20 protein-coding genes and 1 tRNA gene are annotated in these 26,117 nt (G+C 70.5%); 6 read left to right on the top strand and 15 right to left on the bottom strand.

What is annotated here, in order from left to right:
* Positions 1-9 precede the first annotated feature (9 nt).
* The 13 genes from JD276_RS00740 to JD276_RS00680 form a co-directional block, all read right to left on the bottom strand.
* Positions 10-963: a DnaJ C-terminal domain-containing protein gene (locus JD276_RS00740; protein ID WP_200112770.1), complete on the bottom strand. Its 954-nt coding sequence runs from the start codon at positions 961-963 to the stop codon at positions 10-12.
* Complete coding sequence (locus tag JD276_RS00735; RefSeq protein ID WP_200112768.1) at positions 956-1,624, bottom strand: nucleotide exchange factor GrpE; 669 nt, start codon at positions 1,622-1,624, stop codon at positions 956-958. Before JD276_RS00735 ends, JD276_RS00740 begins: the two co-directional genes overlap by 8 nt.
* 2 nt (positions 1,625-1,626) lie before the next feature.
* A complete protein-coding gene (gene dnaK, locus JD276_RS00730) occupies positions 1,627-3,474 on the bottom strand; it encodes a molecular chaperone DnaK (protein ID WP_200112766.1) in 1,848 nt (615 codons plus the stop codon).
* A gap of 371 nt (positions 3,475-3,845) precedes the next feature.
* Positions 3,846-5,372, bottom strand: a complete 1,527-nt coding sequence (locus JD276_RS00725) for a PucR family transcriptional regulator (RefSeq protein ID WP_200112764.1) — start codon at positions 5,370-5,372, stop codon at positions 3,846-3,848.
* Positions 5,373-5,453: 81 nt separating this feature from the next.
* The gene (locus tag JD276_RS00720; RefSeq protein WP_200112762.1) at positions 5,454-7,931 is read right to left on the bottom strand and encodes a GcvT family protein; all 2,478 of its coding nucleotides are present in this window, start codon (positions 7,929-7,931) and stop codon (positions 5,454-5,456) included.
* A 28-nt stretch (positions 7,932-7,959) separates the two neighbouring features.
* Positions 7,960-8,817: a formyltetrahydrofolate deformylase gene (purU, locus tag JD276_RS00715; RefSeq protein WP_200112760.1), complete on the bottom strand. Its 858-nt coding sequence runs from the start codon at positions 8,815-8,817 to the stop codon at positions 7,960-7,962.
* Between the two features lie 263 nt (positions 8,818-9,080).
* A complete protein-coding gene (locus tag JD276_RS00710; RefSeq protein WP_200112758.1) occupies positions 9,081-10,151 on the bottom strand; it encodes an ABC transporter ATP-binding protein in 1,071 nt (356 codons plus the stop codon).
* A gap of 48 nt (positions 10,152-10,199) precedes the next feature.
* Positions 10,200-11,015, bottom strand: a complete 816-nt coding sequence (locus JD276_RS00705) for an ABC transporter permease (protein WP_200112756.1) — start codon at positions 11,013-11,015, stop codon at positions 10,200-10,202.
* Entirely contained in the window at positions 11,012-11,956 is a 945-nt protein-coding gene (locus tag JD276_RS00700) for an ABC transporter permease (protein ID WP_200112754.1), read from the bottom strand. The genes JD276_RS00705 and JD276_RS00700 overlap by 4 nt, the downstream gene beginning before the upstream one ends.
* Before the next feature lie 98 nt (positions 11,957-12,054).
* Complete coding sequence (locus JD276_RS00695) at positions 12,055-13,182, bottom strand: ABC transporter substrate-binding protein (RefSeq protein WP_200112752.1); 1,128 nt, start codon at positions 13,180-13,182, stop codon at positions 12,055-12,057.
* A 212-nt stretch (positions 13,183-13,394) separates the two neighbouring features.
* On the bottom strand, positions 13,395-14,525 hold the full coding sequence (locus JD276_RS00690) for an extracellular solute-binding protein (protein WP_200112750.1): 1,131 nt from the start codon (positions 14,523-14,525) through the stop codon (positions 13,395-13,397).
* Between the two features lie 128 nt (positions 14,526-14,653).
* Positions 14,654-16,225 carry an NAD(P)/FAD-dependent oxidoreductase gene (locus JD276_RS00685; protein ID WP_200112748.1) on the bottom strand — a complete coding sequence of 524 codons (1,572 nt, stop codon included), beginning with the start codon at positions 16,223-16,225 and terminating at the stop codon, positions 14,654-14,656.
* 115 nt (positions 16,226-16,340) lie between these two features.
* The gene (locus JD276_RS00680; protein ID WP_233615192.1) at positions 16,341-17,774 is read right to left on the bottom strand and encodes a PucR family transcriptional regulator; all 1,434 of its coding nucleotides are present in this window, start codon (positions 17,772-17,774) and stop codon (positions 16,341-16,343) included.
* Positions 17,775-17,964: 190 nt separating this feature from the next.
* Between JD276_RS00680 and JD276_RS00675 the strand changes: the two genes are divergently transcribed.
* The 3 genes from JD276_RS00675 to JD276_RS00665 are packed head-to-tail and all read left to right on the top strand — an operon-like array spanning position 17,965 to position 21,817.
* Positions 17,965-19,284, top strand: a complete 1,320-nt coding sequence (locus JD276_RS00675) for an MFS transporter (RefSeq protein ID WP_200112744.1) — start codon at positions 17,965-17,967, stop codon at positions 19,282-19,284.
* Positions 19,281-20,462 carry a hypothetical protein gene (locus JD276_RS00670; protein WP_200112742.1) on the top strand — a complete coding sequence of 394 codons (1,182 nt, stop codon included), beginning with the start codon at positions 19,281-19,283 and terminating at the stop codon, positions 20,460-20,462. Before JD276_RS00675 ends, JD276_RS00670 begins: the two co-directional genes overlap by 4 nt.
* A gap of 56 nt (positions 20,463-20,518) precedes the next feature.
* On the top strand, positions 20,519-21,817 hold the full coding sequence (locus JD276_RS00665) for an ATP-dependent DNA helicase (RefSeq protein ID WP_200112740.1): 1,299 nt from the start codon (positions 20,519-20,521) through the stop codon (positions 21,815-21,817).
* Between the two features lie 78 nt (positions 21,818-21,895).
* Here the strand turns inward: JD276_RS00665 and JD276_RS00660 are convergent, their stop codons facing one another.
* Positions 21,896-22,948 (bottom strand): biliverdin-producing heme oxygenase, encoded by a 1,053-nt coding sequence (locus tag JD276_RS00660; RefSeq protein ID WP_307866371.1) that lies wholly within the window; start codon positions 22,946-22,948, stop codon positions 21,896-21,898.
* 198 nt (positions 22,949-23,146) lie between these two features.
* Here JD276_RS00660 and JD276_RS00655 point away from each other — a divergent pair, with 198 nt between their 5' ends.
* The 3 genes from JD276_RS00655 (at position 23,147) to JD276_RS00645 (ending at position 25,560) form a co-directional block, all read left to right on the top strand.
* Positions 23,147-24,421: a serine hydrolase domain-containing protein gene (locus tag JD276_RS00655; protein ID WP_307866370.1), complete on the top strand. Its 1,275-nt coding sequence runs from the start codon at positions 23,147-23,149 to the stop codon at positions 24,419-24,421.
* A 91-nt stretch (positions 24,422-24,512) separates the two neighbouring features.
* Positions 24,513-24,586 (top strand) — tRNA-Gly (locus tag JD276_RS00650).
* Between the two features lie 95 nt (positions 24,587-24,681).
* Positions 24,682-25,560: an exodeoxyribonuclease III gene (locus JD276_RS00645; RefSeq protein ID WP_200112738.1), complete on the top strand. Its 879-nt coding sequence runs from the start codon at positions 24,682-24,684 to the stop codon at positions 25,558-25,560.
* Positions 25,561-25,567: 7 nt separating this feature from the next.
* On the opposite strand, the gene JD276_RS00640 is transcribed toward JD276_RS00645, so the two are convergent.
* Positions 25,568-25,999: an acyl-CoA thioesterase gene (locus tag JD276_RS00640; protein WP_200112735.1), complete on the bottom strand. Its 432-nt coding sequence runs from the start codon at positions 25,997-25,999 to the stop codon at positions 25,568-25,570.
* Between the last annotated feature and the right edge of the window lie 118 nt (positions 26,000-26,117).

Below are 26,117 nucleotides of genomic sequence, written 5' to 3'. Positions count from 1 at the left end.
TCCCCTCCCCTAGCTCGCCCGCGCCCTGGAGAGCAGGTCCTCGCGCGGGTTCTCCTGCGGCTCGACGGCGCGGAACGCCTCGAGCGCCTCCCGCGCCTGGTCGGAGAGGTGCGCGGGGACGACCACCTGGACCTCGGCGAGCAGATCGCCGGTGCCCTTCGAGCTCTGCACCCCTCGCCCCTTGACGCGCAGCACGCGACCGCTCGGGGTTCCCGGCTGGATCTTGAGCTTCACCGGTGCGCCGCCGAGGGTCGGCACCTCGACGGTGGCCCCGAGCGCCGCCTCCGAGAAGGTCACCGGCAGCGTCAGCCGCAGGTTCTGCCCGTCGCGCTCGAAGACCGGGTGCTTCCGCACGTGCACCGTGAGGATGATGTCCCCCGCCGGGCCCCCGTTCGGGCTCGGCTCGCCCCGGCCGCGCACCTTGATCTTCTGACCGTCGGCGACGCCGGCGGGGATCTTCACCTTGACCGTCGCCCCCGAGGAGGTCTGCAGGGTCACGGTGTTGCCGCGCACGGCCGTCTCGAAGTCGAGGGTCGTGGTCGCCTGGATGTCGCGACCCGGCTGGGGGCCGCGCGGGGCGCCGCCCCCGAACATGCCGAAGAGATCCTCGAACCCCTGGCCGCCGCCCTGCTGGTAGTTGAAGCCGGCGCCGCGGCCGCCGTGCCCGAACATGCCGCCGAAGACGTCCTCGAACCCCTGGCCGCCGGAGGTGAATCGGGCGCCGCCCGTGCCCATGGCTCGGATCTGGTCGTACTCCTCGCGCTGCTCCTTGTCGGAGAGCACCGAGTACGCCTCGCTGATCTCCTTGAACTTCGCCTCCGCCGCCGCGTCACCGGGCTTGGAGTCGGGGTGGTACTCGCGTGCGAGCTTGCGGTACTTCTTCTTCAGCTCGGCATCGCTGGCATCCTTCGAGACGCCGAGGATCTGGTAGAAGTCCTTCTCGAGCCAATCCTGACTAGCCATCAGCCCCCACCGCCACCGCTACCTTGGCGGGGCGCAGCTCGACGTCGCCGATGCGGTAGCCTCGCTCGATCACGTCCAGGACGGTCTGCTCCTCGGTGCCGGGAACCGGCACCTGGGCGATCGCCTCGTGCATGGAAGGATCGAAGGGCTCGCCGGTCGTCCCGAAGCTCTCCACCCCCAGACGCTCCATCGTCGCGCGGATCTTCTGCGCGATCGTGGCGAAGGCGGTGCCCTCGACCAGGTCGTCGTGCTTCTCGGCACGATCCAGGTCGTCGAGCACGCTCAGCAGCGGGTTCACCACGGCGGCGACGGCGCGCTGCTTCTCGACCTCGGCGTTCGCCTCGGTGCGCTTGCGGTAGTTCGCGTACTCCGCGGTGATCCGACGCAGATCCTCGAGGTACGGGTTGTCGGCCTCGGTCTGCCCGGCGGCCTCGGCTCCGGCCTCCGCATCGGCGGAAGCCCCGGCCCCCGCGTCGGCATCGGAGTCGGCGTCGGCCGATGCGGCCTCCCCCGTCTGCTCGGCGTTCAGGATGTCCTCCACCGTGAGACCCTCTTCCTGCGGCTCGGGGCCGGAGGTTTCACCCTCCGACCCCGCAGCAGGAACCTCGTCGCCCGGCAGGTTCTCACCCGACGCCGGATCGCGCTGTTCCTCGTTCCCCATGGTTACTTCTTCTCCTCATCGTCGTCGACGACCTCGGCGTCCACCACGTCCTCGTCGTTCGACTCCGCCTGCTCCGACCCGGCCTCGGGCGCCTCGTTCTGCGCCGCCTGGTAGATGGCCTGGCCGAGCTTCTGCTGGCTCTCGCCCAGCTTGTCGGAGGCGGTCTTCACCGCAGCGTCGTCGTCGCCGGCGAGCGCCTGCTTGAGCGCGTCGAGATCGCCCTGCACCTCGGTCTTCACATCCTCGGGGAGCTTGTCCTCGTTCTCCTGGATGAGCTTCTCGACCGAGTAGGCGAGCTGCTCGGCAGCGTTCCGCTGCTCGACGGCCTCCGCCCGCTTCTTGTCCTCGGCGGCGTGCTCCTCGGCCTCGCGCACCATGCGCTCGATGTCCTCCTTCGAGAGGGTGGACCCGCCCGAGATCGTGATCGTCTGCTCCTTGCCGGTGCCCTTGTCCTTCGCGGAGACCTGCACGATGCCGTTGGCGTCGATGTCGAAGGTCACCTCGATCTGGGGGACGCCTCGGGGGGCCGGGGCGATGCCGGTCAGCTCGAAGGTGCCCAGGTTCTTGTTGTCGCGGGTGAACTCGCGCTCGCCCTGGAAGACCTGGATCGACACCGACGGCTGGTTGTCGTCGGCGGTGGTGAAGGTCTCCGAGCGCTTGGTCGGGATCGCGGTGTTCCGCTCGATGAGCTTGGTCATGCGCCCGCCCTTGGTCTCGATGCCGAGCGACAGCGGGGTGACGTCGATGAGCAGAACGTCCTTGCGCTCGCCCTTCAGCACGCCGGCCTGCAGCGCGGCGCCCACGGCCACGACCTCGTCGGGATTCACGCCCTTGTTGGGCTCGCGGCCGCCGGTGAGCTGCTTGACCAGCTCGGTCACGGCGGGCATGCGGGTCGATCCGCCGACCAGCACGACGTGCGCGATGTCGGAGACGCTGACCCCGGCCTCCTTGATGACGTCCTCGAAGGGCTTGCGGGTGCGCTCGAGCAGATCCTTCGTCAGATCCTCGAACTTCGCGCGGGTGAGCGTCTCGTCGAGGTTCGCGGGACCGTTCTCGGTGAGCGACAGGTAGGGCAGCTGGATCTGCGCGGTCATGCCGCTCGACAGCTCCTTCTTCGCCTGCTCCGCGGCCTCCTTCAGGCGCTGCAGCGCGATCTTGTCCTTCGACACGTCGACGCCCGAGGAGTTCTTGAACTGCGTGATCAGCCAGTCCACGATGCGCTGGTCCCAGTCGTCGCCGCCGAGGCGGTTGTCGCCCGAGGTGGCGCGCACCTGGATGGTGGAGAAGTCGTCGTCCTTGCCCACCTCGAGGAGGGACACGTCGAAGGTGCCGCCTCCGAGGTCGAAGACGAGGATCAGCTCGTCCTCGTTGCCCTTGTCGAGGCCGTAGGCGAGCGCCGCAGCGGTCGGCTCGTTGATGATGCGGAGCACGTTGAGGCCCGCGATCTCACCGGCCTCCTTGGTGGCCTGACGCTCGGCGTCGTTGAAGTAGGCGGGCACGGTGATCACCGCGTCGGTGACCTTGTCGCCGAGGTACGTCTCGGCGTCGCGCTTCAGCTTCATCAGCGTACGAGCGCTGATCTCCTGCGCGGTGTACTTCTTGCCGTCGATCTCCGTGCTCCAGTCGGTGCCCATGTGGCGCTTGACGGAGGAGATGGTGCGGTCGACGTTCGTGACGGCCTGGCGCTTGGCGGTCTCGCCGACGAGCACCTCGCCATCCTTGGTGAATGCGACGATGGAGGGGGTGGTGCGCAGCCCCTCGGCGTTCGCGATGACGGTGGGCTCGCCGCCCTCCAGCACGGAGACCACCGAGTTGGTGGTTCCCAGGTCGATGCCGACTGCACGTGACATGCGTTCTCCTTACGATTGGTTCTGGAAGCGACCGCGGTCGCGGTCGGAGGTTCTTCTCGGCTCGACCCCGGAGCGGGAGATTCCGCCGCGGGGTTGAGCCTTATGCACTCAAGTTTAGTCCGCGTCGGGACGGAGTCAAGCGGGCGCATCCAAACTTGAGTCGAATACACTCAACTCTCAGGTTCTCGGCGCGCCCGGGCCCCGCCCCGCGCGATCCCGGCGGCCGACCGCGCGATCCTGGCGGCGACGACGACCGCACGAGCTCGGCAGAACCTGCTCTCCAGAGCCCGATTCGGGTACTCTTCCGCCGACCTGAAGTGGGGACCGGGCACCCGGGCCCACCGAGCGCCCGGGCCCACCGAGCGGGACCGTCAGGGCAGGTCGACCGGGTCGAGCAGGTGCAGCGTCCGCAGCGCGAGGTAGAGCTCCGCCTGGTCGCCGAAGTCGCGCAGGTTCCTGCCGGTGAGCTCCTCGAGCTTCTGCATCCGGTAGACGAGGGTCTGCTTGTGGATCCCGAGCCGTTTCGCCGCGCCCTGCCACGATCGGTTCGCCTCGAAGAACGCCTCGAGCGACGACACGAGGCCCGCGCTCCGCTCCCGGTCGTAGGCCAGCGCGGCCCCGAGCACCTCCTCGACGACGGCCTCCCCCTCGCTCACCGTGCGTGGCATGAAGAGACCGGGGCGTTCCCCGTACGCGGCGCTGCCGGCGCCGCTGCTGCGGGCGGCCTCGAGCGCCCACCCGGCCTCGCGCACGGCGTCGCCCGCCTTCGCGATCGATCCGAAGGGCTCCCCCAGGCCGACGGTCGCGCCGCCCGCGCGCGCCAGCCGGCGAAGCTCCTCCGCGCGATCCGCGGGCAGGATCACCAGCGCGTGCGCCGCCGTGCGCAGGAAGAGGTGCGGGGGCGGCTCCGAAGCCCGAGCGAGGGCCTCGACCGGCCCCTCCTCGGCATCGGCGCCCGGCCCCTCCAGGCAGGCGGCCACCCACGGCCCGTCGCCGAGCCCCTCCTCGCGCAGCCCGCGCGTCCCCGCCTCCTCCGAGAGCGAGCCCTCCTGCAGGCGCCGGCACAGCTCGCCGCCTCGCGTCCGGCGCCGCATCTCCTCGACGCCGCGCCGCGCCGCGTCGAGCCCCGCGATCGTGGCCGCGTGCTGCAGCACGACCAGGTCGGGCGCGTCCGCTCCCGGCCCGGCGTCCGCTCCCGGCCCGGCGAGCATCACCGCACCCTCCTCGTGCACCAGCGGGAGCACCAGCAGTGCGCCCGCGGGGGTCTGGAGCCGCCCGATGGGCGGCAGCCTCCGGGTGTCGGGATCGAGTTCGGCGATCACCGCGGCCCGCACCTCGCCGGCGAGCGGCTGCGAGCGCGGCAGCAGATCTCGCCCGGTGCGCACGCTCACCACGTGGAGCCCGGCGCCGAGCTCCTCCGAGAGGTTGTCGAGCAGGCGGTCGACCGTCTCGTGCGCGTGGGTCTGGCGCAGCACGTCGTAGACGCGCAGGATGCGGGTCAGCCGCCCGGCTCCCGCGTGGCTGTTGGAGTCGGCGACCGCGCGTGCGACCATGACGAAGGGCACGCTGTAGCGGGTCTCGAGCAGGGGGAAGTCGTGCGCGTCGGCGTAGGCGATCGCCTCCGCCGTCACCGGCGGAGCCTCCACCCCCGCTCCGAGGGAGAGCCCCGACATGCCGGCCTCCCGCAGCTCGCGCAGGAACGCGATCTGCCCCTGCGCATCCGCCGGGAAGCTGTAGCCGTCGCTGAGCAGCAGATCGCCGGCCGAGAGGAAGTTCCACGGGTCGGGCACCTCGCAGGTGTGCGCCCAGTGCACGGGGCGGTCCGCGCCCCCGGATCCCGCGAGCAGGCGCGTTCCGAGGGCCGGGCTCGACAGCAGCTCCGCGACGGTCATGACCATGCAGCCATGTAAGCACACCGGGCGCCCGCCCCGGGCGCCGGATCCCGCACGCCGCCGGGACGCGAGGAGCCCGGGATCGCGCTACCCGCGCATCCGCTCGCCCTTCGGGTCGTAGAGCGGCCGCCGCGACACGGTCGCCGGGTAGTGCCCGCCCGCCCCGCACTCGACCTCCCAGGCTCCGGATGCGACGTCGACGGAGGGGTCGATCGCGGCCAGTCCCACCGCCCCGCCGAGCGTGTAGCCGTAGTTGCCGCTCAGCACGCGGCCCACGGCGACGCCGTCGCGGAACACCGTCTCGTCGTGCACGAGCACGGGCTCGGGATCGTCGATCCTGAAGTACACGGTGCGGTGGGTGATGTCGGCGGGCGTGAGGTCGGCGATGGCGTCGCGCCCCAGGAAGTCGCCCTTCTCGAGGTCGACCGTGAACCAGAGGCCGGCGGACCGCGGATCGTCGGCCGGGCCCATGTCGTGGCCGAGGTGGCGGAACCCCTTCTCGGCGCGCATCGAGTCGAGCGCATAGTAGCCGGCGAGCCTCGCTCCGAGGCCGCGGCCCGCCTCCCAGAGGGCGTCGAACACGTTCACGGCGAGGTCGCTCGAGACGTAGAGCTCGTAGCCCATCTCCCCGACGAAGCTGACCCGCAGCGCGTAGGCGAAGCCGTCGGCGATCTCGACCTCCCGCCCGTGGAGGTAGGGCTGGGCCCCGTCCGACCAGTCCTCGGGCGAGACCAGCTGCATGAGCTCGCGGGATCGCGGGCCGGCTACCAGGATCGTGGCGTACGCCGCCGTGGCGTCGAACACCGCTGCAGCGGCGCCCTCGGCGGCGCGGCGCAGGATCGACAGCGTCTTGTCCTGCGTGGCGCTCGGCGAGACCACCATGAAGCGGTCGGGGGCCAGGCGGGTGACCGTGCAGTCGAGCTCGATGCCGCCGGCCTCGTTGAGCTGCAGCGTGTAGACCGCGCGGTGCGGCTCGACGTCGAGGTTCGAGGTGAACGTGCGCTGCACCACCGCGAGCGCGTCGGGCCCGGCCACCTCGAACTTCGCGAAGGGGCTGAGGTCGAAGATGCCGAGGTTCTCGCGCACCGCCCGGTGCTCCTCGCCCACGCGCTCGAACCAGCTGGCGCGGCCGTAGCTGTACTCGATCTCGGGCGTCGCCCCCGGATCGACGTACCAGTTCGCCCGCTCGAGCGCGTTCGCCTCGCCGAAGACGGCGCCGAGCTCGGCGAGCCGCGCGTGCAGCGGCGTGCGGCGCACGTTGCGGGCCGACGACATCTGCAGATTCGGCCAGTGCGTCGCGTAGACCCGACCGAGCCCCTCGCTCGTGCGCTCGTGCAGGTAGCGGCGGTTCGCCTGGTGCCGCGAGAAGCGGCGCACGTCCACGCTCGAGGCGTCGAACTGCGGCGTCCCCTCGAGGATCCAGGCGGCGAGCTCGCGGCCGACGCCGGGGGCGTAGGTGATGCCCTGCGAGTTCATGCCGGCGGCCACGAAGAGCCCCGCGACCTCGTTCGTCTCGCCGAGCAGGAAGTTCGCGTCGGGCGTGAAGCTCTCGGGTGCGTTGAGGAAGCGGTCGTAGCCCGCCCGCTGCACCGCGGGCAGTGTCCGCTCGGCGTGCACCCGGATGGCGTCGAAGTGCTCCCAGTCGGCGTCGAACTCGGCGAAGCCGCCGCTCGGGATCTCGTGGGCGCCGCGCGGCAGCCCCTCGGGTTCGAAGGCCCCGATCAGCAGGCGCCCCCGCTCGTGCCTCGCGTAGTAGTGGTGGTCGAGGTCGCGCAGCACCGGCAGCCCCGGCTCCACCCCCGCGATCGGGTTCGAGCGCACGTGGACGTGCTCGGCGGCGTACAGGGGCAGCGCCGCGCCGACGGTGCGGCCGAGGTCCCGACTCCACAGGCCTGCCGCGAGCACGACGCGCTCGGCCTCGACGTCGCCCTGCTCCGTGCGCACGCCCGTGATCCTGCCGCCCGACGCGAGCAGCTCGGTGACGCGCACGTCCTCCCGGATCGCCGCGCCGTGCTCGTGGGCGAGCTTCGCGAAGGCGATGGCGGCGAAGCCCGGATTGACGTGGCCGTCATCCGGGATGTGCAGGCCGACGCGCACGCCCGCCGGGTTGATGAGCGGCCAGATGCTCGTGATGGCGTCGGGGCCGACGAGCTCGGCCTCGATGCCCAGCTGGGCGGCCACGTTGCGCTGGTAGTGCAGCTCGTCGAGGCGGCCGCGGGTACGGGCCAGCGCGAAGGATCCCGAGCGCTGCCAGTTCACCTCGATGCCCGAGAGCTCCTCGAGGCGCTGGAACACCGAGGTGCCGTACATCGACAGGCCCGTGAGCGTCTCGGTCGCCCGCACGCGGTTCGCGAGGCCGGCGGCGTGCCACGTCGTGCCGCTCCCGAGCACCCCGGAGTCGAGCAGCAGCACATCGGTCTCGCCCGCGAGCGCGAGGTGGTACGCCGTGCTGGCACCCACGATGCCGCCGCCCACGATGACCGTGCGCGCTCGCTGCGGCAGCGCGTCGCGGGAGGTGTCGGTGAACAGGGACGCGCTGATCGAGCGGTCGACGAGTCGTTCCATGATGGGATTCCTTCGGTGAGAGCTGGGGTCAGGGGAAGACGACCGTGCGGAGGCCGTCGACGAAGATGCGGCGCTCCGAATGCCAGGCGACCGCCTGCGCGAGGGCCGCGCGCTCGGCTCTGCGCCCCGCGACCGTCAGGTCCTCGGGGGTGGCGCGATGGTCGACGCGGAACACCGACTGCTCGATGATCGGCCCCTCGTCGAGGTCGGCGGTGACGTAGTGGGCGGTCGCACCGATCACCTTGACGCCGCGCTCGAACGCCTGGTGGTAGGGCCTGGCGCCCTTGAAGCCGGGGAGGAAGGAGTGGTGGATGTTGATGATGCGCCCCGGGAGCCGCGCGCACAGCTCGTCGCTCAGGATCTGCATGTAGCGTGCGAGCACGACGAGCTCGGCGCCGGTCCGCTCGATGAGAGCGAGCAGCGCCGCCTCTGCCGCGGGCTTCGTCTCGGCGGTCACCGGGATGTGGTGGAACGGCACGCCCGCCCGCTCGGCGATGGGGCGCAGCGCGTCGTGGTTGCCGACGATGGCCGCGACGTCGATGTTCAGCAGGTCGCTCTGCCAGAGATCCAGCAGCTCGTTCACGCAGTGGTCCGTGCGCGAGACCATGATGATGGTGCGCATCCGCTGCCCCGCGTCGCCGAGGAACCACTGCATCCCGAACTCCGAGGCCGTGCCCGCGAACTCCTCGCGCAGCCGGTCGAGGGGCGTCGCCGAGGGGCGCTCCGCCTCGACCCGCATGTAGAAGCGGTTCTCGCGCTTCGCGTCGAACTGCTGGCTGTCCACGATGTTGCATCCGCGCTCCGCGAGGAAGCGGGCGACGGCGTAGACGATGCCCACGCGGTTCTCGCACTCCAGGGTGAGCACGAAACGGTTCTCGGTGTGCATGGAGGCTCCTCTTCGATGCCCGGTTCTCCGACGCCCGGCGAGCGCCGGCGGTCGCGCTCATGCCAGCTTGCCAACTCGGATCGGGCCCGGCAATCGGCGGCGGGTACGAACTTCGCACCGGCGTTCGTACTCGACGACCGGCGTTCGTACCCGACGACCGACGACCCGGCCCGGCGACCCCGGCCGGTGCGGGCCGGTGCGGGCCCCCGGAACGACGAAGCGCCCGGGGCCGAAGCCCCGGGCGCTCGTGCAGCGCGGTCCGCCTACTCGTCGTCGGCGAGCGCCACCGCGTCCTCGGTGCGCCAGCCCACCATCACCTTGTCGCCGATGCTCGCGGCGACCGAGCGCTCCACCGGGACGCGCACCACGGCGTCGCCGATGGCGGTGGTCACGTTGTACTTGACCGCCGAGCCGAGGAACACGATGTCCTCGATCACGCCGGGCACGCGGTTGGTCGCCTCGGCCGACAGCGAGTCGCCCGACGCGTCCGACACCTCGAGCTTCTCGGGGCGCACGAGCACCGCCACCGGCCCCTCCGGCGCGTCGCCCCGGCCCGAGAACCGGAGGTCGCCCGCGACGACCGCATCGCCCTTCAGGTGCCCCTTGAACACGCTCGACTCGCCGATGAACTTGCCGACGAACAGGGTCTTCGGCTGGTCGTAGAGCTCGTGCGCCGTGCCGATCTGCTCGATGCGGCCCTCGTTGAACACCGCGATCCGGTCGGAGAGCACGAGCGCCTCCTCCTGGTCGTGCGTCACGTAGATGAACGTGCTGCCCAGCTCGCGGTGGATGCGGCGCAGCTCGAGCTGCAGCCACTCGCGCAGCTTCTTGTCGAGGGCGCCGAGCGGCTCGTCCATGAGCAGGATCGGCGGGCGGTAGACGACCGCGCGGGCGAGCGCGACGCGCTGCTGCTGGCCGCCGGAGAGCTGCTTCGGGTAGCGGTCGGCGTACTGCGACAGCCGCACCATGTCGAGCGCCTCGGCGACGCGCCGCTTGCGCTCCTCCTTGCCGACCTTGCGCTGCTTCAGCGGGTACTCGACGTTGTCGGCCACCGTCATGTGCGGGAACAGCGCGTAGTGCTGGAACACCACGCCGAGGTTGCGCTCGTGGGCCCGCAGCTTCTCGATCGGCTTGTCGTTCAGCAGCATGCTGCCGGTGGACGGATCGATGAAGCCGGCGATCAGGTTGAGCGTCGTGGTCTTGCCCGAGCCGGACGGCCCGAGGAAGGTCAAGAACTCGCCGCGCTTGATGGTGAGGTCGACCTGGTCGAGGGCGACCGCCTCGCCGTAGATCTTGGAGAGTCCGTGGATGTCGAGGATCGTGTCGTCGGTCATGTTCGTGTTCCTGTCTCTGATCCGGAAAAACTTGAAATTCGGCGCCGCCTACGCGGCCGCGTTCTTCTTGGAACGGCGCGCGAGCGGCGTCACCACGAACTGGAAGAAGAGGAACGCGAAGATGATCGCACCGAGGATCAGCGCGGCCGCGGCGGCGATCGTGGGATCGGTCGTGCGGGTCACGCTCGTGTACATCATCATCGGCAGGGTCTGCAGCGAGGGGCTCACCATGAACTGAGACACGATGACCTCGTCGAAGCTCGTCACGAAGGCGAACACCGCGCCCGCGGCGACGCCCGGCGCGATGAGGGGCACCGTCACCGTGAAGAAGGTCTTGAGCCGCCCTGCTCCGAGGCTCGCCGCGGCGAGCTCCAGGCTGCGGTCGTACCCCGAGAGGCTCGCGTTCACCGCGATCACGACGAGCGGGATCGCGAGCGTCACGTGCACCATGACGAAGCCGAACAGGGTGCCGACGAGGCCGCTGTTGAGGAAGAACGTGTAGATGCCGGCGCCCGCGATGATCGGCGGCACGATCATGGGGGTGAGCATGAGCGTCTGCGCCGCGCTGGCGATGCGGCTCTTCGAGCGGTTGATGGCGAGCGCGGCGATGGTGCCGACCGTGGTCGCCAGGAGCGCGGCGAGGAGCGCGATGATCGCGGAGTTGCCGAGCGCCCGCATCCACTGCGGATTGTTGAAGAAGGACTCGTACCAGCGCGTCGACCAGCCGCGGGGCGGGAACTGGAAGCTCGCGTCCGCCGAGAACGAGATCGGGAAGACGATGAACATCGGGGCGACGAGCCACAGCGCGACGATGGTCGCGACGATCCCGAGGACGACCTTCGTGAGGGGCCTGATGTCGTTCATGCTTTGCTCCCGCCGACCATGTCCTGAACCGAGCTGCCGGTCTTCTTGCCGATGTACGAGGTGATTCCGAGGATCAGCATCGTCACCACGAGGAGGACGAAGCCGATGACGGCGCCGTAGCCCCACTGCGCGAGCCCCTGCACCTGGCCCTGGATGAGCGTCGACAGGAACGCCTCGCGCGAGCTGCCGAGCATCGCCGGGGTGATGTAGAAGCCGAGCGCCATGACGAAGCACAGCAGCGCGCCCGAGGCCACGCCCGGCAGCGTGAGCGGCAGGTAGACGGAGACGAACGCCTTCGCCGGACGAGCGCCGAGGCTGCGGGCCGCGGTGAGCAGGCGCGTGTCGATCTTCGACATCGTCGCGTAGATCGGCAGCACCACGAACGGCAGCAGCACCTGCGCCATGCCGATGAGCACGGCGGTGGGGGTGCGCATGACCCCGAGCTGCTCGACCCCGAAGAGCTTCATGAACTGGCCGATCGGGCCGCTGTCCTGCAGCAGCACGACCCAGGCGAAGGTGCGGACGACCATGCTGGTCCAGAACGGCACGAGCACGATGAGCATCAGCATGTTGCGCGTGTTCGGCTTCACCACGGTCATGAAGAACGCGAAGGGGAAGGCGAGGAGCACGCAGATGATCATCACCCAGAAGCTGATGCTGAGCGTGCGCCCGAGCACCTGCAGGTTCACGGCCTGCGAGAAGAACCACTCGAAGTTCTGCAGGCCGGGTTGCGGGTCGGTGAACGCCGCGACGAGCACCGTCAGCATCGGGTAGAAGTAGAAGACCGCGAGGACAATCAGCGCGGGCAGCAGGACCAGCAGCAGCTGGCGCCCGCCCCCGCCCGCCTTGGGCTTCTTGGGGGTGCCCCCAGGAGTGTCCGCGGTGCGGATCGCCTGGGTAGACAGCGCGGAAAACTGCGTTGTATTCGGCGCATGAGACATGGTGTCTACCTCTTCTCTTCGGAATGCGCTTCAGAAGATCGAAACGGGATGCGAGGCGCCCGCCCGGTGGTCCGGACGGGCGCCCCGCGGGGCACGGGTCAGGCGCCGGCCACGAGCGAGGACCAGCGGTCCTGCAGCGGCTCGACGATCTCCATGTCCGACCAGAACTCGAGTGCCAGGTCGACCGAGGTCGCCTCGCGCTCGGGGGTGGTCAGGATGTAGCTCTGCGTCAACTCGTTGACGTCGGGCTCGGCCTGGCTGTTGGTCGGCGAGTATCCGCTCTCCTCCACCCACTTGGCCTGCTGCTCGGCGCCGAGCGCGTAGTTGATGGCGTAGTAGGCCTGCTCGGCGTTCGGCGAGCCCTTCACGATGGCGAAGTAGTCGATCAGCGAGACCCACTCGTCCCACGCGACCTCGGTGGGGGCGCCGTTCTCGGCGGCGGCGAGGGCGCGACCGCTCCAGATGCCCGCCATCTTGGCCTCGCCCGACTCCAGCATCTGCTGGGCCTGGGCGCCGGTGCCGTAGAAGACGATGTCCTCCTTCGCGCTGTCGATCACGTCGAGGCCCTTCTCGGCCCACTCGACGGTGAACTCCGTCTCGGGGTCCCAGCCCGCGGCGAGCGCCGCCGCCTGGACGGTCGAGCCGTCGATCTTGCCATCGCCGCTGTAGAGCGCGCGAGTGCCGGGGAACTTCTCGGTGTCGAAGAAGTCGGCCCAGTTCTGCGGGGCGTTCGATCCGTACTCGTCGGTGTTGTAGGCCAGCACCGTGCCGTACACGATCGAGGGGACGCCGCACTCGGTGCCGCCCATGAGGTTCTCGGGGATGTTGGAGGTGTCGATCTTCGACATGTCGAGCTTCTCGAAGAGGGTGCCGCACTCGCGGGCGATCGCGTCGCCGAACGACGAGATGAAGTCCCACTGGATGTTGCCCGACTCCACCTGCGACTCGACCTTCGCGAGCGTCTGCGGCGAATCCTGGTTGAAGGTCACGCCCGACGCCTGGGCGAAGGGGTCGAGGAAGGCCGCGAGCTGCGCGTCCTGGGTCGTGCCGCCGTCACCGGCGTAGGTGAGGCTGTAGCCCTCGAGGATGCCCTCGGGCACCTCGCCCGCGACGGGATCCGTGATCGGCGTGACCGGCTCGGCGGGCTCGCCACCCCCGGCGCAACCGGTCAGCACGACGGCGCTCACCGCGGCCAGGGCCGCTCCCTTGATGAGTGTGCTCTTCAATCTGTCTCCTTCGACGTCTCGGGGGCGCAGGCGGCCGAGTGGCCCTGCGTCTCGGTCGGGTTCAGCATACGTACAGGCTTCCCGGCCCCGCGACTATGCTCAGGTACAAAATCGGCTCCTCTTTCATCCTCGGGGACGAAGGTCCCGGGGTGCGAGCGCCGGCGCGAACGCCGGGTGCGCGGAGCCGTCGGCCCCGCGCACCCGGCCCGCGATCAGGCTCCCGCGACGAGCGAGGCCCAGCGATCCTGCAGCGGCTTGATCGTGTCGAGATCCGACCAGAAGGCCAGCTCGAGATCGACCGAGGTCGCCAGCTTCTCGTCGCCCGAGCTGAGGTAGCTCTCGGTCAACTCGTCGACCTCGGGCTTCGCGTCGGTGTTCAGCGACGAGTAGGCGGTCTCCTCGACCCACTTGGCCTGCTGCTCGGCGCCGTAGGCGTAGTTGATGGCGTAGTAGGCGGCCTCGGCGTTCGGCGAGCCCTTCACGATGGCGAAGTAGTCGATCATCACGAGCCAGTCGTTCCAGACCGGCTCGATGGCCGCGCCGTTGCGGGCCGCGGCGACCGCGCGGCCGTTCCACAGGCCGCCGATCTTGGCCTCTCCGGCCTCCATCATCTGCTGCGACTGGGCGCCGGTGCCGTAGAAGACGATGTCGTCCTTGATCGACTCGATCTTGTCGAGGCCCTTCTCGGCCCACTCGACCGACCACTCCTCGGTCGCGGGATCCCAGCCGGCCGCCATCGCGCCGGCCTGCACCGAGCCGCCGTCGATCTTGCCGTCGCCGCTGTAGAGGGTGCGGGTGCCGGGGAACTTCTCGGTGTCGAAGAAGTCGACCCAGTCCTGGGGGCCGTTCGAGCCGTACTCGTCGGTGTTGTAGACCATGACGTAGGCGTAGCTGATGGAGGGGACGCCGCACTCGGTGGCGCCGAGCAGGTTCTCGGGCACCTTCGAGGTGTCGATCTTGTCCATGTCGAGCTCTTCGAAGAGCGTGCCGCACTCGCGGGCGATCGCGTCGCCGAACGACGAGATGAAGTCCCACTGGATGTTGCCCGACTCCACCTGCGACTGCACCTTCGCGAGCGTCTGCGGCGAATCCTGGTTGAAGACGGCGCCCGAGGCCTCCTGGAACGGGGTGAAGAAGGCGGTCATCTGTCCCTCCTGCGTGGTGCCGCCGTCGCCCGCGAAGGTCATGGTGACGCCGTCGAGCACGCCCTCGGGCACCTCGCCGGCCACGGGGTTCGAGATCGGCTCGACCTCGACGGGCTCGCCGCCACCGCCGGCGCAGCTCGTCAGCGCGAGCGCACCCGCCGCCGCGAGCGTGAGGGTCTTCAGAATGGGGTTCTTCACAGCAGTCTCCTTTGACATCAACCGCCTGGGCGACCCGTGACGGGGGAATTCTCGCACCCGTCGCTCTGCCCAGCCACACTCAGTATATGTATACATTCACGCATTGCAACTCACGTTGAAGCAACAAGTTATAACGGTTTGACGCCAAAACGATAACGAAGAAGTTTCGCGAATGTGTACCCAAGCAGGGATGCGCGCCGAGCGGCCGTGCGATGGCCCCGCATCGCACGGCCGCTCGGCGCCGGCGGGATCGGCGCTCGGCACCCGCGGGGCGGGGCGCCGCCGGCGGGGCAGCGTCCGCTGATCAGGTTCGCCATCTTCGCCGAGACGTGGGTCCGGGGAGCGCCGGTGCGGTACTCCTCGCGATCCGCGAAGCGGTACACGGCGTAGAGCGCCCGCGCCGCGAGCCAGCGCAGCGGCTCGAACTCCCAGTTGCGGGCCCGGTGCCCGACCCACGGCAGGCGGGTCAGCTCGGTCGACTCGCCCAGGATGAGATCCCGGACGGTCCGCCCCGCGAGGTTCGTGCCGGTGACGCCGTGACCGACGTACCCGCCCGCGGAGGCCACGCCGCTCGCCGGGTCGAACTCGACGCCGGCGCACCAGTCGCGCGGCACGCCGAGCACGCCCGACCAGCTCTGCTCCAGCTTCACGTCGCGCAGGCCCGGGAAGAGCTCGACGAGCCTGGCCCCGAGCTGGCGCACCGCCGCATCGGCCGTGCGCCCCCGGCGGTCGAAGCTCGAGCCGAAGTTGTAGGGCACCCCGCGCCCGCCCAGCGCGATGCGGTTGTCGGCGGTGCGCTGGATGTAGGCGAAGTTGTGGGCGACGTCCCCCATGAGCTCGGCGCCGTGCCAGGCGACGGAGGCGAACTGCTCGTCGGTGAGCCGCTCCGTGACGACCATGCTGCTGTTCATGGGCAGCAGCCTGCGGCGCTGCCCCTCCAGCGTGCAGGTGTAGCCCTCGAGCGCCTGCACCACGAACTTCGCGCTCACCCGGCCCCGGTCGGTGTGCACCGCGCGCGGCGCGACGGCCGTCGCCGTCGTCCCCTCGTAGATGCGCACGCCCATCCGCTCGACCGTCTCGGCGAGCCCGAAGGTGAACTGCGCCGGGTTGATCCTGGCGCAGTGCGGGCTCCAGTAGGCGCCCTTCGCCCGGTTCACGTGCACCCGCTGGTGCAGCTCCGACGGGGAGAGCACCACGAAGTCCTCGTCCCGCTTCCAGCCGTGATCCTCGAGCTTCGCGGTCTCGGCGCGCAGGCGCGAGAGCTGCGCCTCGCTCGTCGCGACGTGGATCAGCCCGTCGCGCACCACGTGGTCGCCGAACCCCTCCTGCTTCGCGACGTCGACGGCCTCCCTGACCGAGGCGAACATCTCGCGCTCCAGCGCGACCGCGGCGTCGACGCCGCCGGCCTTCGCGTACCTGCGGAACTGCCCGGGGGACTTGGCGCTCATCCAGCCGCCGTTGCGGCCGGACGCCCCGAACCCCGCGAACTCCTTCTCGATCACCACGATGTCGAGCTCGGGCCTCGCCTGCTTCAGGTAGTAGGCGCTCCACAGTCCCGTCATGCCGGCGCCCACGATCGCGACGTCGGCGTCGATCGGGCCCGGCAGCGGCTGTCGCTGCGGCGGCCTCCCCTCGGCCCGCACCCAGAACGAGATGTCTCCGTTGATGAAGTCGGCCGCCAGATTCGGATCGGCGCTCATATCCTGCCTCTTTGCCTGTTCCGGCGGAAGCCTCGGTGCCTCCGCTCTGCGAACGAGGCTACGTCCTCGGACCCGCGGAAGCGATTGTCCCCCGGTATGAATCCGCCGGCATCGTTCAGCCCGCAGAACGAGAGTCGGGCCCGAACCTCTCCCAGGCCTGCGCGGCGATCCAGAGCGCAGCCAGATCCTCCGTCCTCGAGATGGTGCGCGCCGTGAGCGCCTCCACCTTGCGCAGACGATAGGCGAGGGTCTGCCGGTGGATGCCGAGCTCGGCCGAGCTCTCCGCCCAGCTGCGCTCGTGGCGCAGGTAGGTGAACAGCGTCTCGCGCAGCATGGCGGCCCGCGCGTTGTCCTCCGCGAGCGGGCCGAGCACCTCCCGGATGATCTCGCGGGCCTCGCGCTCGGAACGTGCGAGGACGGCGACGCGGGCCCCCTCGAACTCGACCCATGCGCTGCGACTGCTCTGCGCGTCGACGAGCGCGCTCATCGCCTCCGAGACGGCGCCCCTGGCATCGCCCCAGCCCTTCACGACCGAGGACGCGCCCGCCGCGACGCTCAACTCGGCGAGCAGGTCGCGCACGCGGTCGAGCACGCCCGCGGGCGCCAGGATCAGGCCGGCCTCGCCGTTGCGCCCCACGAGCACGGGGAGACCGCGCACGGCGCACGCCTTCCCGATCCGCGGCGCCTCGGTCTCTGCGAAGGCGAGCACCCGGTACCCGTGCCGGAGCGCCGCCTTGCCGAGGATCCCGGAGGCCGCGGCGCCCCGCTCCTCCACGAGCAGCTGCTCGAGGGCGGCCTCGGCCTCCTCCGCCTGGGCGGAGGCGCGGAAGAGGATGCGGTCGGCCTCGACCTCGATGACGCGCTTGAGGTGCACCAGCACCATCGCGCTCAGCCCGTCGTGGGACAGCTCGCCGATCTCCAGCGTCGCAGCGTGCCGGCTCGTCAGCCGATGGGCGCGCACCCGGACCTCGAGCGCGCCCTTCTCCTCCGCCCGGCGATCGTGGCTGGAGCGCAGGATCGCGAAACCGCCCTGATCCTCCGTGACCTCCAGCTGGATCCGCAGCAGCCGCGCGATCCCGTCGGCGAGCTCCTGCGCGTTCTCGGAGGCCGCCGTGAGCTCGTAGAGCTTCGCGAGCGTGAGCACCTGCGAGGCCTGGCTGCTGCTCGAGGCCGCGGCCACGTGCCGGGCCACCGCAGACCACGGGACCTGGTGCTGGGTCCGCATCAGCGGGAATCCTCGCCGATCGGCCTCGGCGAGCATCTCCTCGCTGAGCGACAGGCGGGTGTTGCGCTCCCCCAGCATCGCCCCGACCACGCCGGCCTCGTCGAGCTCCCTCACGAAGCGCACCTGCGCCTCCGGCTCCCGCGGCACGCAGAATCCGATCGTCATGAGCAGTTCGCCGGGCGCCAGCCACAGCCAGGGGTCGTCGAGCTCGCAGCTGTGCGCCCAGACCACACGGCGGTCGAGCCCGCGGGCACCGGCGATCACCTCGGAGCGGAGCGTGTCGATCGCGACGAGCTCGCCCAGCGTCAGGGATTCGCCCTCCATCGCGTTCACGCCGCTGCTCCCTTCTCCTCCGGTCTTCTCCGGCCGCGCCGACCCTCGCCGACCGGCGGCGCCCGCCGACCGCCGCCGGACCGTGCCGTCATACCGCCCGGCTGTACCGTCACACCGCCCGGCCCGCCGCCGTTTCGCGCCGGTTCTCGGCCGATTCACTGTACCCCGCTACGCTGAGCGCATGAGCCACACCGCACCGCAGCAGTCAGGCGCCGCCGGCGAACCGGTCGTGCGGAGGCGGACGGTGCTCGCGTGGTCGCTGTGGGACTGGGGATCCGCGGCGTTCCAGGCGGTCGTCACGACCTTCGTCTTCACCGTCTACCTCACCTCCGGATCCTTCGGCGAGGAGGCCGAGGTCTCGGTCAAGCTCGGCACGGCGCTCTCGATCGCCGGCGTCGTGATCGCGCTGCTCGCGCCGGTGCTCGGCCGGTGGACCGACGCGGGCGGGCGCCGCAGGCAGTGGCTCGGGATCAACACGGCGATCGTCGTCGCGTGCACGGCGCTGCTCGTGCTCGTGGCGCCGGATCAGCAGTACCTGACCCTCGGCCTCGTGCTGCTCGCGGTCGGCAACATCGCCTTCGAGTTCGCGAGCGTCAGCTACAACTCGATGCTCACGCAGCTCTCGACGCCGCGCACGCTCGGCCGCGTCTCCGGCTTCGGCTGGGGCATGGGCTATCTGGGCGGCATCGTGCTGCTCACCCTCGTGCTCGTCGGCTTCATCCTGCCCGACACGGGCTGGTTCGGCGTGAGCGCCGAGGACGGCTGGAATGTCCGCCTGGCGATGGTGCTCTGCGCAGCCTGGTTCGCCGTGTTCGCGATCCCCGTGTTCATCGCCGTCCCCGAGATCCCCGCCGACGCCTCCAGCCCCGTCAGGGGTCTCTTCTCGGGCTATCGCGAGCTCTTCCGCAGCCTCGCGCGGCTGTGGCGCGAGTCGAGGCAGACGCTGTTCTTCCTGCTGGCGAGCGCGGTGTTCCGCGACGGCCTCGCCGGGGTCTTCACCTTCGCCGGGGTCATCGCCGCCAGGTCGTTCGGGTTCGAGCCGACCACCGTGATCGTCTTCGCGATCGCCGCGAACGTGATCTCGGGGGCGGCGACGATCCTCGGCGGCTTCCTCGAGGATCGCTTCAGCGCCAAGGGGGTCATGCTCGCGTCGCTCGCGGCGATGGTGGTGGGGCTGATGCTCGTGTTCCTGCTCGCGCCGCTCGGCCCCTGGGTCTTCTGGGTCTTCGGCCTCGCCTCCTCGATCTTCGTCGGGCCGGTCCAGTCCGCGAGCCGCAGCTACCTCGCCCGCCTCATCCCACCCGGCCGCGAGGGGGAGATCTTCGGCCTCTACGCGACGACCGGCCGCGCCGTGTCGTTCCTCGCTCCCGCCGCGTTCACGGCCGCGGTGGCACTCGGCGGCGCGACGATCTCGGGCACTCTCGGCATCGCGCTCGTGCTCCTGGCCGGGCTGCTCCTGCTGCTGCCGGTGAGGGCGGAGCGAGGGACGAGGGCGTCGTGAGGACGCGAAGCGTCCGACCAGCCGCTCTCACCGTCGCGGCCGCGGCGCTGCTCGCCGGCTGCACCGCGGGCGATGCCGATCCCACCCTGCCGGCGATCGCCGACGTGCAGCTGCACCCGGTCGGCGATCCGGGGCGCTGGTTCAGCGAGGCCTACGCTGACGGGCTCGGCGGGCGCTACTCCACGATGAACACGCTGTGCGGCGTCGGAGACGGGGTGGCCGTCGAGACCCTGGACGCATCCGCACCCGACTTCGGCACCCAGGTCCAGGCCAGGAGCCTCGACAGCGGGGCCGTGCTCTGGACCCTCCCGGATCTCAGCTGCGCGGAGGGCGCCGTGCGGGAGGGCGCCGCGATGCTCTCCACCGGGCCGGGCGAGAGCGCCTGGCGCCTCGTCGATGCGAGGAGCGGAGCGACCCGGGAGGAGTTCGCCCTCACCGACCCCGACATCGGCGCCGGGCGCGTGACCGCCCGGGTCGACGACCTCTGGGTGGTGGAGTCCGAGCAGCAGCTCGTGGGCATCGGGCCGCGCCCCGAGGGCGGCACGGGCCGCGTCTGGCAGCGGGAGCTCGGCACCCGGGTCGAGGTCACGCCGCTCGGCGACGGCATGCTCGGGGTGAGCTCCGGCCTCGACGGGAGGCTCTCGGTGGTGGACGGGCGCACCGGCGAGGTGCGGTACGAGACGACCGGCGTCGACGTCGGCAGCGCCCTCACCTGGGCGAGCGACGGCTTCGTCCTCCGGGTGAATCAGAGCGACCCCGAGTACGCGTTCTTCGACCTCGACGGCGAGGAGATCGACCGCACCGTCGGCGAATCCCAGTACCCGTTCGCGCCCCGGGGCTCCGAGGGCGTCACCCTGCCGATCGCCGACCACGTCGCCGCGGGCAAGGTGACGGCGGTCGCGCGCGACGGGGCCCCGGCCCTGTTCGAGGACCGGGGCCGGCACTACACCCGGGCCGGGCAGATCGACCTGCGCGGCTCCTCCGTGCTCCTCTCGGACGTGAGCGCGGACGGGTCCATGATCATCGTCGACGAGCCCGGGGGAGAGGGCTTCATCGTCATCGACGCGGAGGGCGAGGACGTCCTCCGGTGGTCGCCGCCCTACTCGGAGCTGCGGGTCGAGGCGGGCTACCTCGTCGTGAGCGACCTGAACGTCACCGACGTGCTGCTGCCGCGCTGAGGCCGGGACGCCGACCGGCCGCGGCATCGCGGGCCCGGACGAAGTACGCTGGTCGGGTGGCACGCCCCGATCTCTCACCGGAACAGCTCGCCGTCTACGAGCGCATCGAGCACACGCGGGAGCACATCTTCGTGACCGGCCGGGCCGGGACGGGCAAGTCCACGATCCTGAACCATCTGGCCTGGAACACCAGCAAGATCATCGCCGTCTGCGCCCCCACGGGGGTCGCAGCGCTCAATGTCGGCGGTCAGACGATCCACTCGCTGCTGCGCCTGCCCACCGGGATCATCGCCGATCACGATCTCGATCAGCCCGCCGAGCTCAAGAAGATGCTCGCCTCGATCGACACACTCGTGATCGACGAGATCTCCATGGTCTCGGCCGACCTGATGGATGCGATCGACCGCTCCCTGCGCCAGGCGCGGGGCAAGAAGCACGACCCCTTCGGCGGCGCGCAGATCATCATGTTCGGGGATCCCTACCAGCTGCCGCCCGTGTCGCCGCGGGATCCCGAGGAGCGCGCCTACTTCGGCGACACCTACCGATCGCTGTGGTTCTTCGACGCGAGGGTGTGGGAGAGCGCGCCGCTCTCCGTCGTCGAGCTCGAGGAGGTGCACCGGCAGCGCGACGACCGGTTCAAGCAGATCCTCGGCGCCGTACGGCACGGCACCGTCACGCTCGACATGGCCGAGGAGCTGAACGCCGCGGGGCAGCGACCCGCGCCGCGCGACGTGCTCACCCTCGCGACCACCAATGCGACCGTCAACAGGATCAACGCCGCGCGGCTGGCCGAGATCCGGGGATCCTCGCTGCGCGCCGTCGCCGAGGTCAACGGCGAGTTCCGCGAGAACTCCTACCCCGCCGACGAGGTGCTCGAGCTGAAGCCGGGGGCTCAGGTGATGTTCCTGCGCAACGACTCCGACGGGCGCTGGGTGAACGGCACGATCGGCACGGTGTCGCGCATCTCGGGCACCGTGTGGGTCGAGATCGGCGACGAGGAGTTCGAGGTCGAGCCCACCACCTGGGAGCGCTACCGGTACCGCTACGACCCCGAGACCAAGAAGCTCGAGAAGGAGGTCGTCGCCGAGTTCGAGCAGTTCCCCCTGCGCCTCGCGTGGGCCGTGACGGTCCACAAGTCGCAGGGGCACAGCTACGACGCGGCGGCGATCGACCTCGGGCCGCGCGCCTTCAGCGCCGGGCAGAGCTACGTAGCGCTCAGCCGGGTGCGTTCGCTGGGGGGCCTCTACCTGCGCAGGCCGCTGCAGCCGCGCGACGTGATCGTGGACCCGAACGTCGTGCGGTTCATGCACGAGGGCCGCGAGGGAGGCCCCGTCGGAGGGCGCCTCTTCACCTGACCGCCGCATCCGCACGGCGCCGCCCGCTGCCCGCTGGCGGGCGGGAGCTGGTCCGGATCGATCCCGCCCCGACTCGCCCTATACGCCGGCCTTCGCCCGCCCCAGGTCGACGAAGACCTCGGTGTTGAAGCGGTAGGCGGTGCGCACCTCGTCGAGCACGCGGGCGCGCTCATCGGCGTCGAGGCCGGCGCCGAGCGCGTCGAGAGCGGCCCGGTAGCGCTGCTTGAACTCGGGGATGCCTCCGAGCGCGGCGAAGTCGTAGAAGGCGACGCCCCTGCCGTCGAGGCCGTGCTGCTTCGCGACCCGACGCGCGATCATCTGCCCGCCCGAGAGGTCGCCGAGGTAGCGCGTGTAGTGGTGCGCGACCACACCGGGCACCCAGTCCTCGGCGTCGATCTCGCGGATGCGCGCGGCGTAGGCCGCGGTCGCGGGCACGGGCTCGATCCGCTCCCGCCACTCCTCGCCGAGGAGGTGGGCGAGATCCGCCTCGAGTGCGCCCATGCGGCTGAGTGCGGCGGGGTGGAACCCGGCGAAGCGGGGATCGTCCACGAGCCGGTCAGCGGCCGCCTCGAGGGCCTCGTACATGAAGAAGTGCTGCGCGACCAGGTCGATGTAGTCCTCGAGGGTGCCCGTGCCCCGCATGATGTCCTCCATGAAGGTGGCGCCCTCGCTGTCGGAGTGATCGGACCAGGTGCCCTCCCGCAGCACCTGCGAGAACGGGATCTCCCCCGCATCGGAGGATGCCGGTGCGGGGGCACGTCCGTGGGCCGGCGCGGCGGGGGCCGGGCCGGCCGAACCGTGATCGCCGTGCCGCCCGCGCCGCGCCGGCGCGTGCTCCTCGCGCGGCTCGATCCCGAGCCGCGCGCACGCGTCGCGGTAGAGCCGCACCACCTCGCGACGGATCTCGGGGCGCTCGCCGATCTCGCCTCCCGGCCACGGCACCGAGAGCTCGTGCTCGCCGTCGTCGTCGGTCACCCGCCACACTCCGGCCGACCCCGTCACTCCCACCATGCTGCTGGTGCGGGCGGAGGGGTGGCCGAACGCGCGCGCGATGAGCAGGTTGTCGTCAGCGTGGTCGCCGTTCATGTGGCCGGTCACACCGGCCACGACGGTCTCGTCGAAATCAGTCACGCCAATACTTTAGTAAGGTTTGCCTCACCTACGTAAGCCCTCAGACCCGGATCGCCCCTCGGCGCGGCCCCGCGCGCGCTCCGGGACGCCCGGCGAATCCGGAGCTTCGGAGCATCGACCCGTTAGACTCGCCAGTGTTCTGCTTCACCTGCGATTGGTGGTTCTGTGTTTCCGAAGCTTGGACGGCGGGCCCGTGTAGTGGCTGTCGGAGTGATCACCGCGGCGGCGATGGGCCTGACCGCCTGCACCGGCCAGGGGTCCGGGGTGGGCTCAGCCGACGTCGACACCGTCGAGGGAGCCTTCTCCGAGCAGATCGACGCCGCCGTCTCCGCCGCCATGGAGCAGAGCGGATCCAGCGCGGCGATCGTGGGCGTCTGGACCGGGGATGCGGGCGAGTACGTCACGGCCTACGGCGATGAGAGCCTCGACGCGAACGCGCGCATCCGGGCGGCGCAGGCCTCGCAGCCCGTCGCGTGCGCTCTGCTGCTCGATCTCGCCGCGCAGGGCAGCATCGACCTCGACCGCAAGGTCTCGAAGGATCTGACCCGCCAGGTCGGCATCGAGGACATCACGTACCGGCAGCTCTGCGAGGCGAAGTCGGGCCTCGCCGATTTCAAGAGCGGCTTCGCCGACATCTTCGCCAACAACCCGACGCGGCCCTGGGTCGACCGCGAGCTGCTCGCGCAGGCCCTCACCCGGTCGCCGCTGCCGTGGCCCGGCCTCGACGTCAACGTGTCCGACACCAACGCGCTGCTCCTCTCGCGAGCCCTGCGCGTGCGCACCGACCAGAGCGCGGAGGAGCTGCTCTCCGACCACGTCTTCGGCCGGGCGGGCATGCGGTCGAGCTACTACCCCGACAACACCGAGCTCACCCCGCGGGGCGACAGCATGACCGGCCTCACCTATCCGATGTCGGGCGGCAAGCCCGTGTGCGACGTCGAGCCGGTCGCCGTCGCGGAGGTCTCCCCCACCATGCTGAGCGGAGCCGGGGCGACGGTGACGACGGTCACCGACCTCAAGAACTTCTACGAGCACTACCTCGACGGCACGACCTTCGGCGGCGAGGAGTTCGGCGGCCTCGTCACCGAGACGACGCCCACGGCGAACCCCGAGCGCGACGAGGCCGGAGAGCCGATCGTGCCCGAGGGCGGCGAGCCCGAGATCGCTCCCGGGGCCCAGAAGTGGGGCTTCGGGCTCGAGAACGTCGGCCCGCTGTACGGGCAGAGCGGCGCCATCACCGGCACCATGACCGCCGCCTACCACGATCCCGAGTCGGGGCTCTCCGTCGTGGTCGCGCTGAACAACTCGAGCGCCGGTGCCGGCTTCGCGCGGGCGCTCGCGTTCCAGCTCTCGAACATCGCCGCCGAGAACGGCGCGGGTCTCGAGCTGCCGTGGACCGCCGAGGACCAGGCGGCGGTGCTCGCGGAGCGCGCGGTCTGCCAGTCGGCGCCCGAGGCGCCCGCGGAGGGCTGAGCGCCGTGCCGTCCGCCGAGGCTGAGCGGGCGATTCGGCCGGCGCGAATCTGCTAATGTTGAACGGTCGGGATCGGCTGCGATCCCGTCACGGGGCCGTCGTCTAATGGTAAGACATCAGCTTCCCAAGCTGAGAACGCGGGTTCGATTCCCGTCGGCCCCTCCACTGGAACCCCCGCCTCCGGGCGGGGGTTTTCGCCTCCGGGCGGGGGTTTTCCGCTCCCGACCGTACCCGTCGACGGATCCCGATACGCTGGGATCATGCGCGTGGCAACCTGGAACATCAACTCGATCCGCACCCGCTTCGGCCGCGTCGTCGACTGGCTCGTCCGCGAGGACATCGACGTGCTCGCCCTGCAGGAGATCAAGTGCCGGGCCGACCAGTTCCCGGTCGAGGCGTTCGAGCAGGCCGGCTACCAGGTGGAGATCCACGGCCTCAACCAGTGGAACGGGGTCGCCTTCGCGAGCCGTCACGAGATGACCGACGTCGAGCGCGGATTCAACGACATGCCGGGGTTCGGCAACCCGATCAAGGGCCAGGAGGAGCATCAGGGGACGGGGCTCAACGGCCTGCCGCTCGAGGCGCGCGCGCTCGGCGTCACCGTCGGCGATCTGCGCCTCTGGAGCCTCTACGTGCCCAACGGGCGCAGCCTCGACGACCCCCACTTCGACTACAAGCTGCGGTGGCTCGAGGCGCTGCGCACGAACACCGAGGCGTGGCTCGCCGAGGATCCCGATCTGCCCCTCGCCCTCATGGGGGACTGGAACATCGCACCGCTCGACGGCGACATGGGTGACCCCTCCTTCGAGGTCGGCCGCACCACCCACGTCTCCCCCGACGAGCGGTCGATGTTCTCGTCGTTCTCGCCCCTCGTCGAGGATGTCGTGCGACCGATCGTGCCGGAGGGGTTCACGTTCTGGGATTACAAGGCGGGCCGTTTCCAGAAGGACCAGGGCATGCGCATCGACTTCATCCTCGGATCCCGCGCCTTCGCCGACGCGGTGACGGGGGCGACCATCCACCGCGACGAGCGCAAGGGCGACAGCCCGAGCGACCACGTGCCGGTGGTGGCAGACATCGATCCCTCGCTGCTCAGCGAGACCTTCGAGGACGACGACGACCGGCCCATGGTGTTCTGACCGCCGCTCACTCGTCGGCGGGGTGGGTGGTGGGCATCCGATCCCGACGGTAGGTGATGGTGGAGTAGCCGTGGGGCGCGGGCGTTCCCTCCTCCGAGAGGTTGACGAAGACGATCCGCTCGATGGTGAGGATCGACCGTCGGGTGATCATGTTCCGCACCTCGGCCCGCATGGTGATCGAGGTCCGTCCGAAGGCCGTCGCCACGAGGCCCATCTCGATGAGGTCGCCCTGCTTCGCCGAGCCCTCGAAGTTGATCTCCGACACGAACTTCGTCACCACGCGGTGGTTGCCGAGCTGGATGATCGCGTAGATCGCCGCTTCCTCGTCGATCCACCGCAGCAGGCTGCCGCCGAACAGGGTGCCGTTGGCGTTGAGATCCTCGGGCTTCACCCATTTCCGGGTGTAGAAGTTGATGCCGTCCTGCTTCGCTGGGGTCATGCCCACCAGACTAGGGAGCGCGTGTTACAGCTCTGCGCACGCACGGTTACGACCCGCCTCCGCGCGCCTGAGAGCCGCCGAGACCGACCGTTTCTGCGGTGCGGAAACGGTCGGTCTC

Origin of the sequence: Leucobacter chromiisoli, from assembly GCF_016522505.1 — a bacterium.
GTDB lineage: Bacteria > Actinomycetota > Actinomycetes > Actinomycetales > Microbacteriaceae > Leucobacter > Leucobacter chromiisoli.
Note: the sequence above shows the minus strand (reverse complement) of the source record. Positions and strands in the feature narration are given on the sequence as shown.

Bases quoted from the DNA above. Each gene is read 5' to 3' on its own strand.
- JD276_RS00740 (WP_200112770.1), bottom strand. From the start codon at position 963: ATGGCTAGTCAGGATTGGCTCGAGAAGGACTTCTACCAGATCCTCGGC.
- JD276_RS00735 (WP_200112768.1), bottom strand. From the start codon at position 1,624: ATGGGGAACGAGGAACAGCGCGATCCGGCGTCGGGTGAGAACCTGCCG.
- dnaK (WP_200112766.1), bottom strand. From the start codon at position 3,474: ATGTCACGTGCAGTCGGCATCGACCTGGGAACCACCAACTCGGTGGTC.
- JD276_RS00725 (WP_200112764.1), bottom strand. From the start codon at position 5,372: ATGGTCATGACCGTCGCGGAGCTGCTGTCGAGCCCGGCCCTCGGAACG.
- JD276_RS00720 (WP_200112762.1), bottom strand. From the start codon at position 7,931: ATGGAACGACTCGTCGACCGCTCGATCAGCGCGTCCCTGTTCACCGAC.
- purU (WP_200112760.1), bottom strand. From the start codon at position 8,817: ATGCACACCGAGAACCGTTTCGTGCTCACCCTGGAGTGCGAGAACCGC.
- JD276_RS00710 (WP_200112758.1), bottom strand. From the start codon at position 10,151: ATGACCGACGACACGATCCTCGACATCCACGGACTCTCCAAGATCTAC.
- JD276_RS00705 (WP_200112756.1), bottom strand. From the start codon at position 11,015: ATGAACGACATCAGGCCCCTCACGAAGGTCGTCCTCGGGATCGTCGCG.
- JD276_RS00700 (WP_200112754.1), bottom strand. From the start codon at position 11,956: ATGTCTCATGCGCCGAATACAACGCAGTTTTCCGCGCTGTCTACCCAG.
- JD276_RS00685 (WP_200112748.1), bottom strand. From the start codon at position 16,225: ATGAGCGCCGATCCGAATCTGGCGGCCGACTTCATCAACGGAGACATC.
- JD276_RS00680 (WP_233615192.1), bottom strand. From the start codon at position 17,774: ATGGAGGGCGAATCCCTGACGCTGGGCGAGCTCGTCGCGATCGACACG.
- JD276_RS00675 (WP_200112744.1), top strand. From the start codon at position 17,965: ATGAGCCACACCGCACCGCAGCAGTCAGGCGCCGCCGGCGAACCGGTC.
- JD276_RS00645 (WP_200112738.1), top strand. From the start codon at position 24,682: ATGCGCGTGGCAACCTGGAACATCAACTCGATCCGCACCCGCTTCGGC.
- JD276_RS00640 (WP_200112735.1), bottom strand. From the start codon at position 25,999: ATGACCCCAGCGAAGCAGGACGGCATCAACTTCTACACCCGGAAATGG.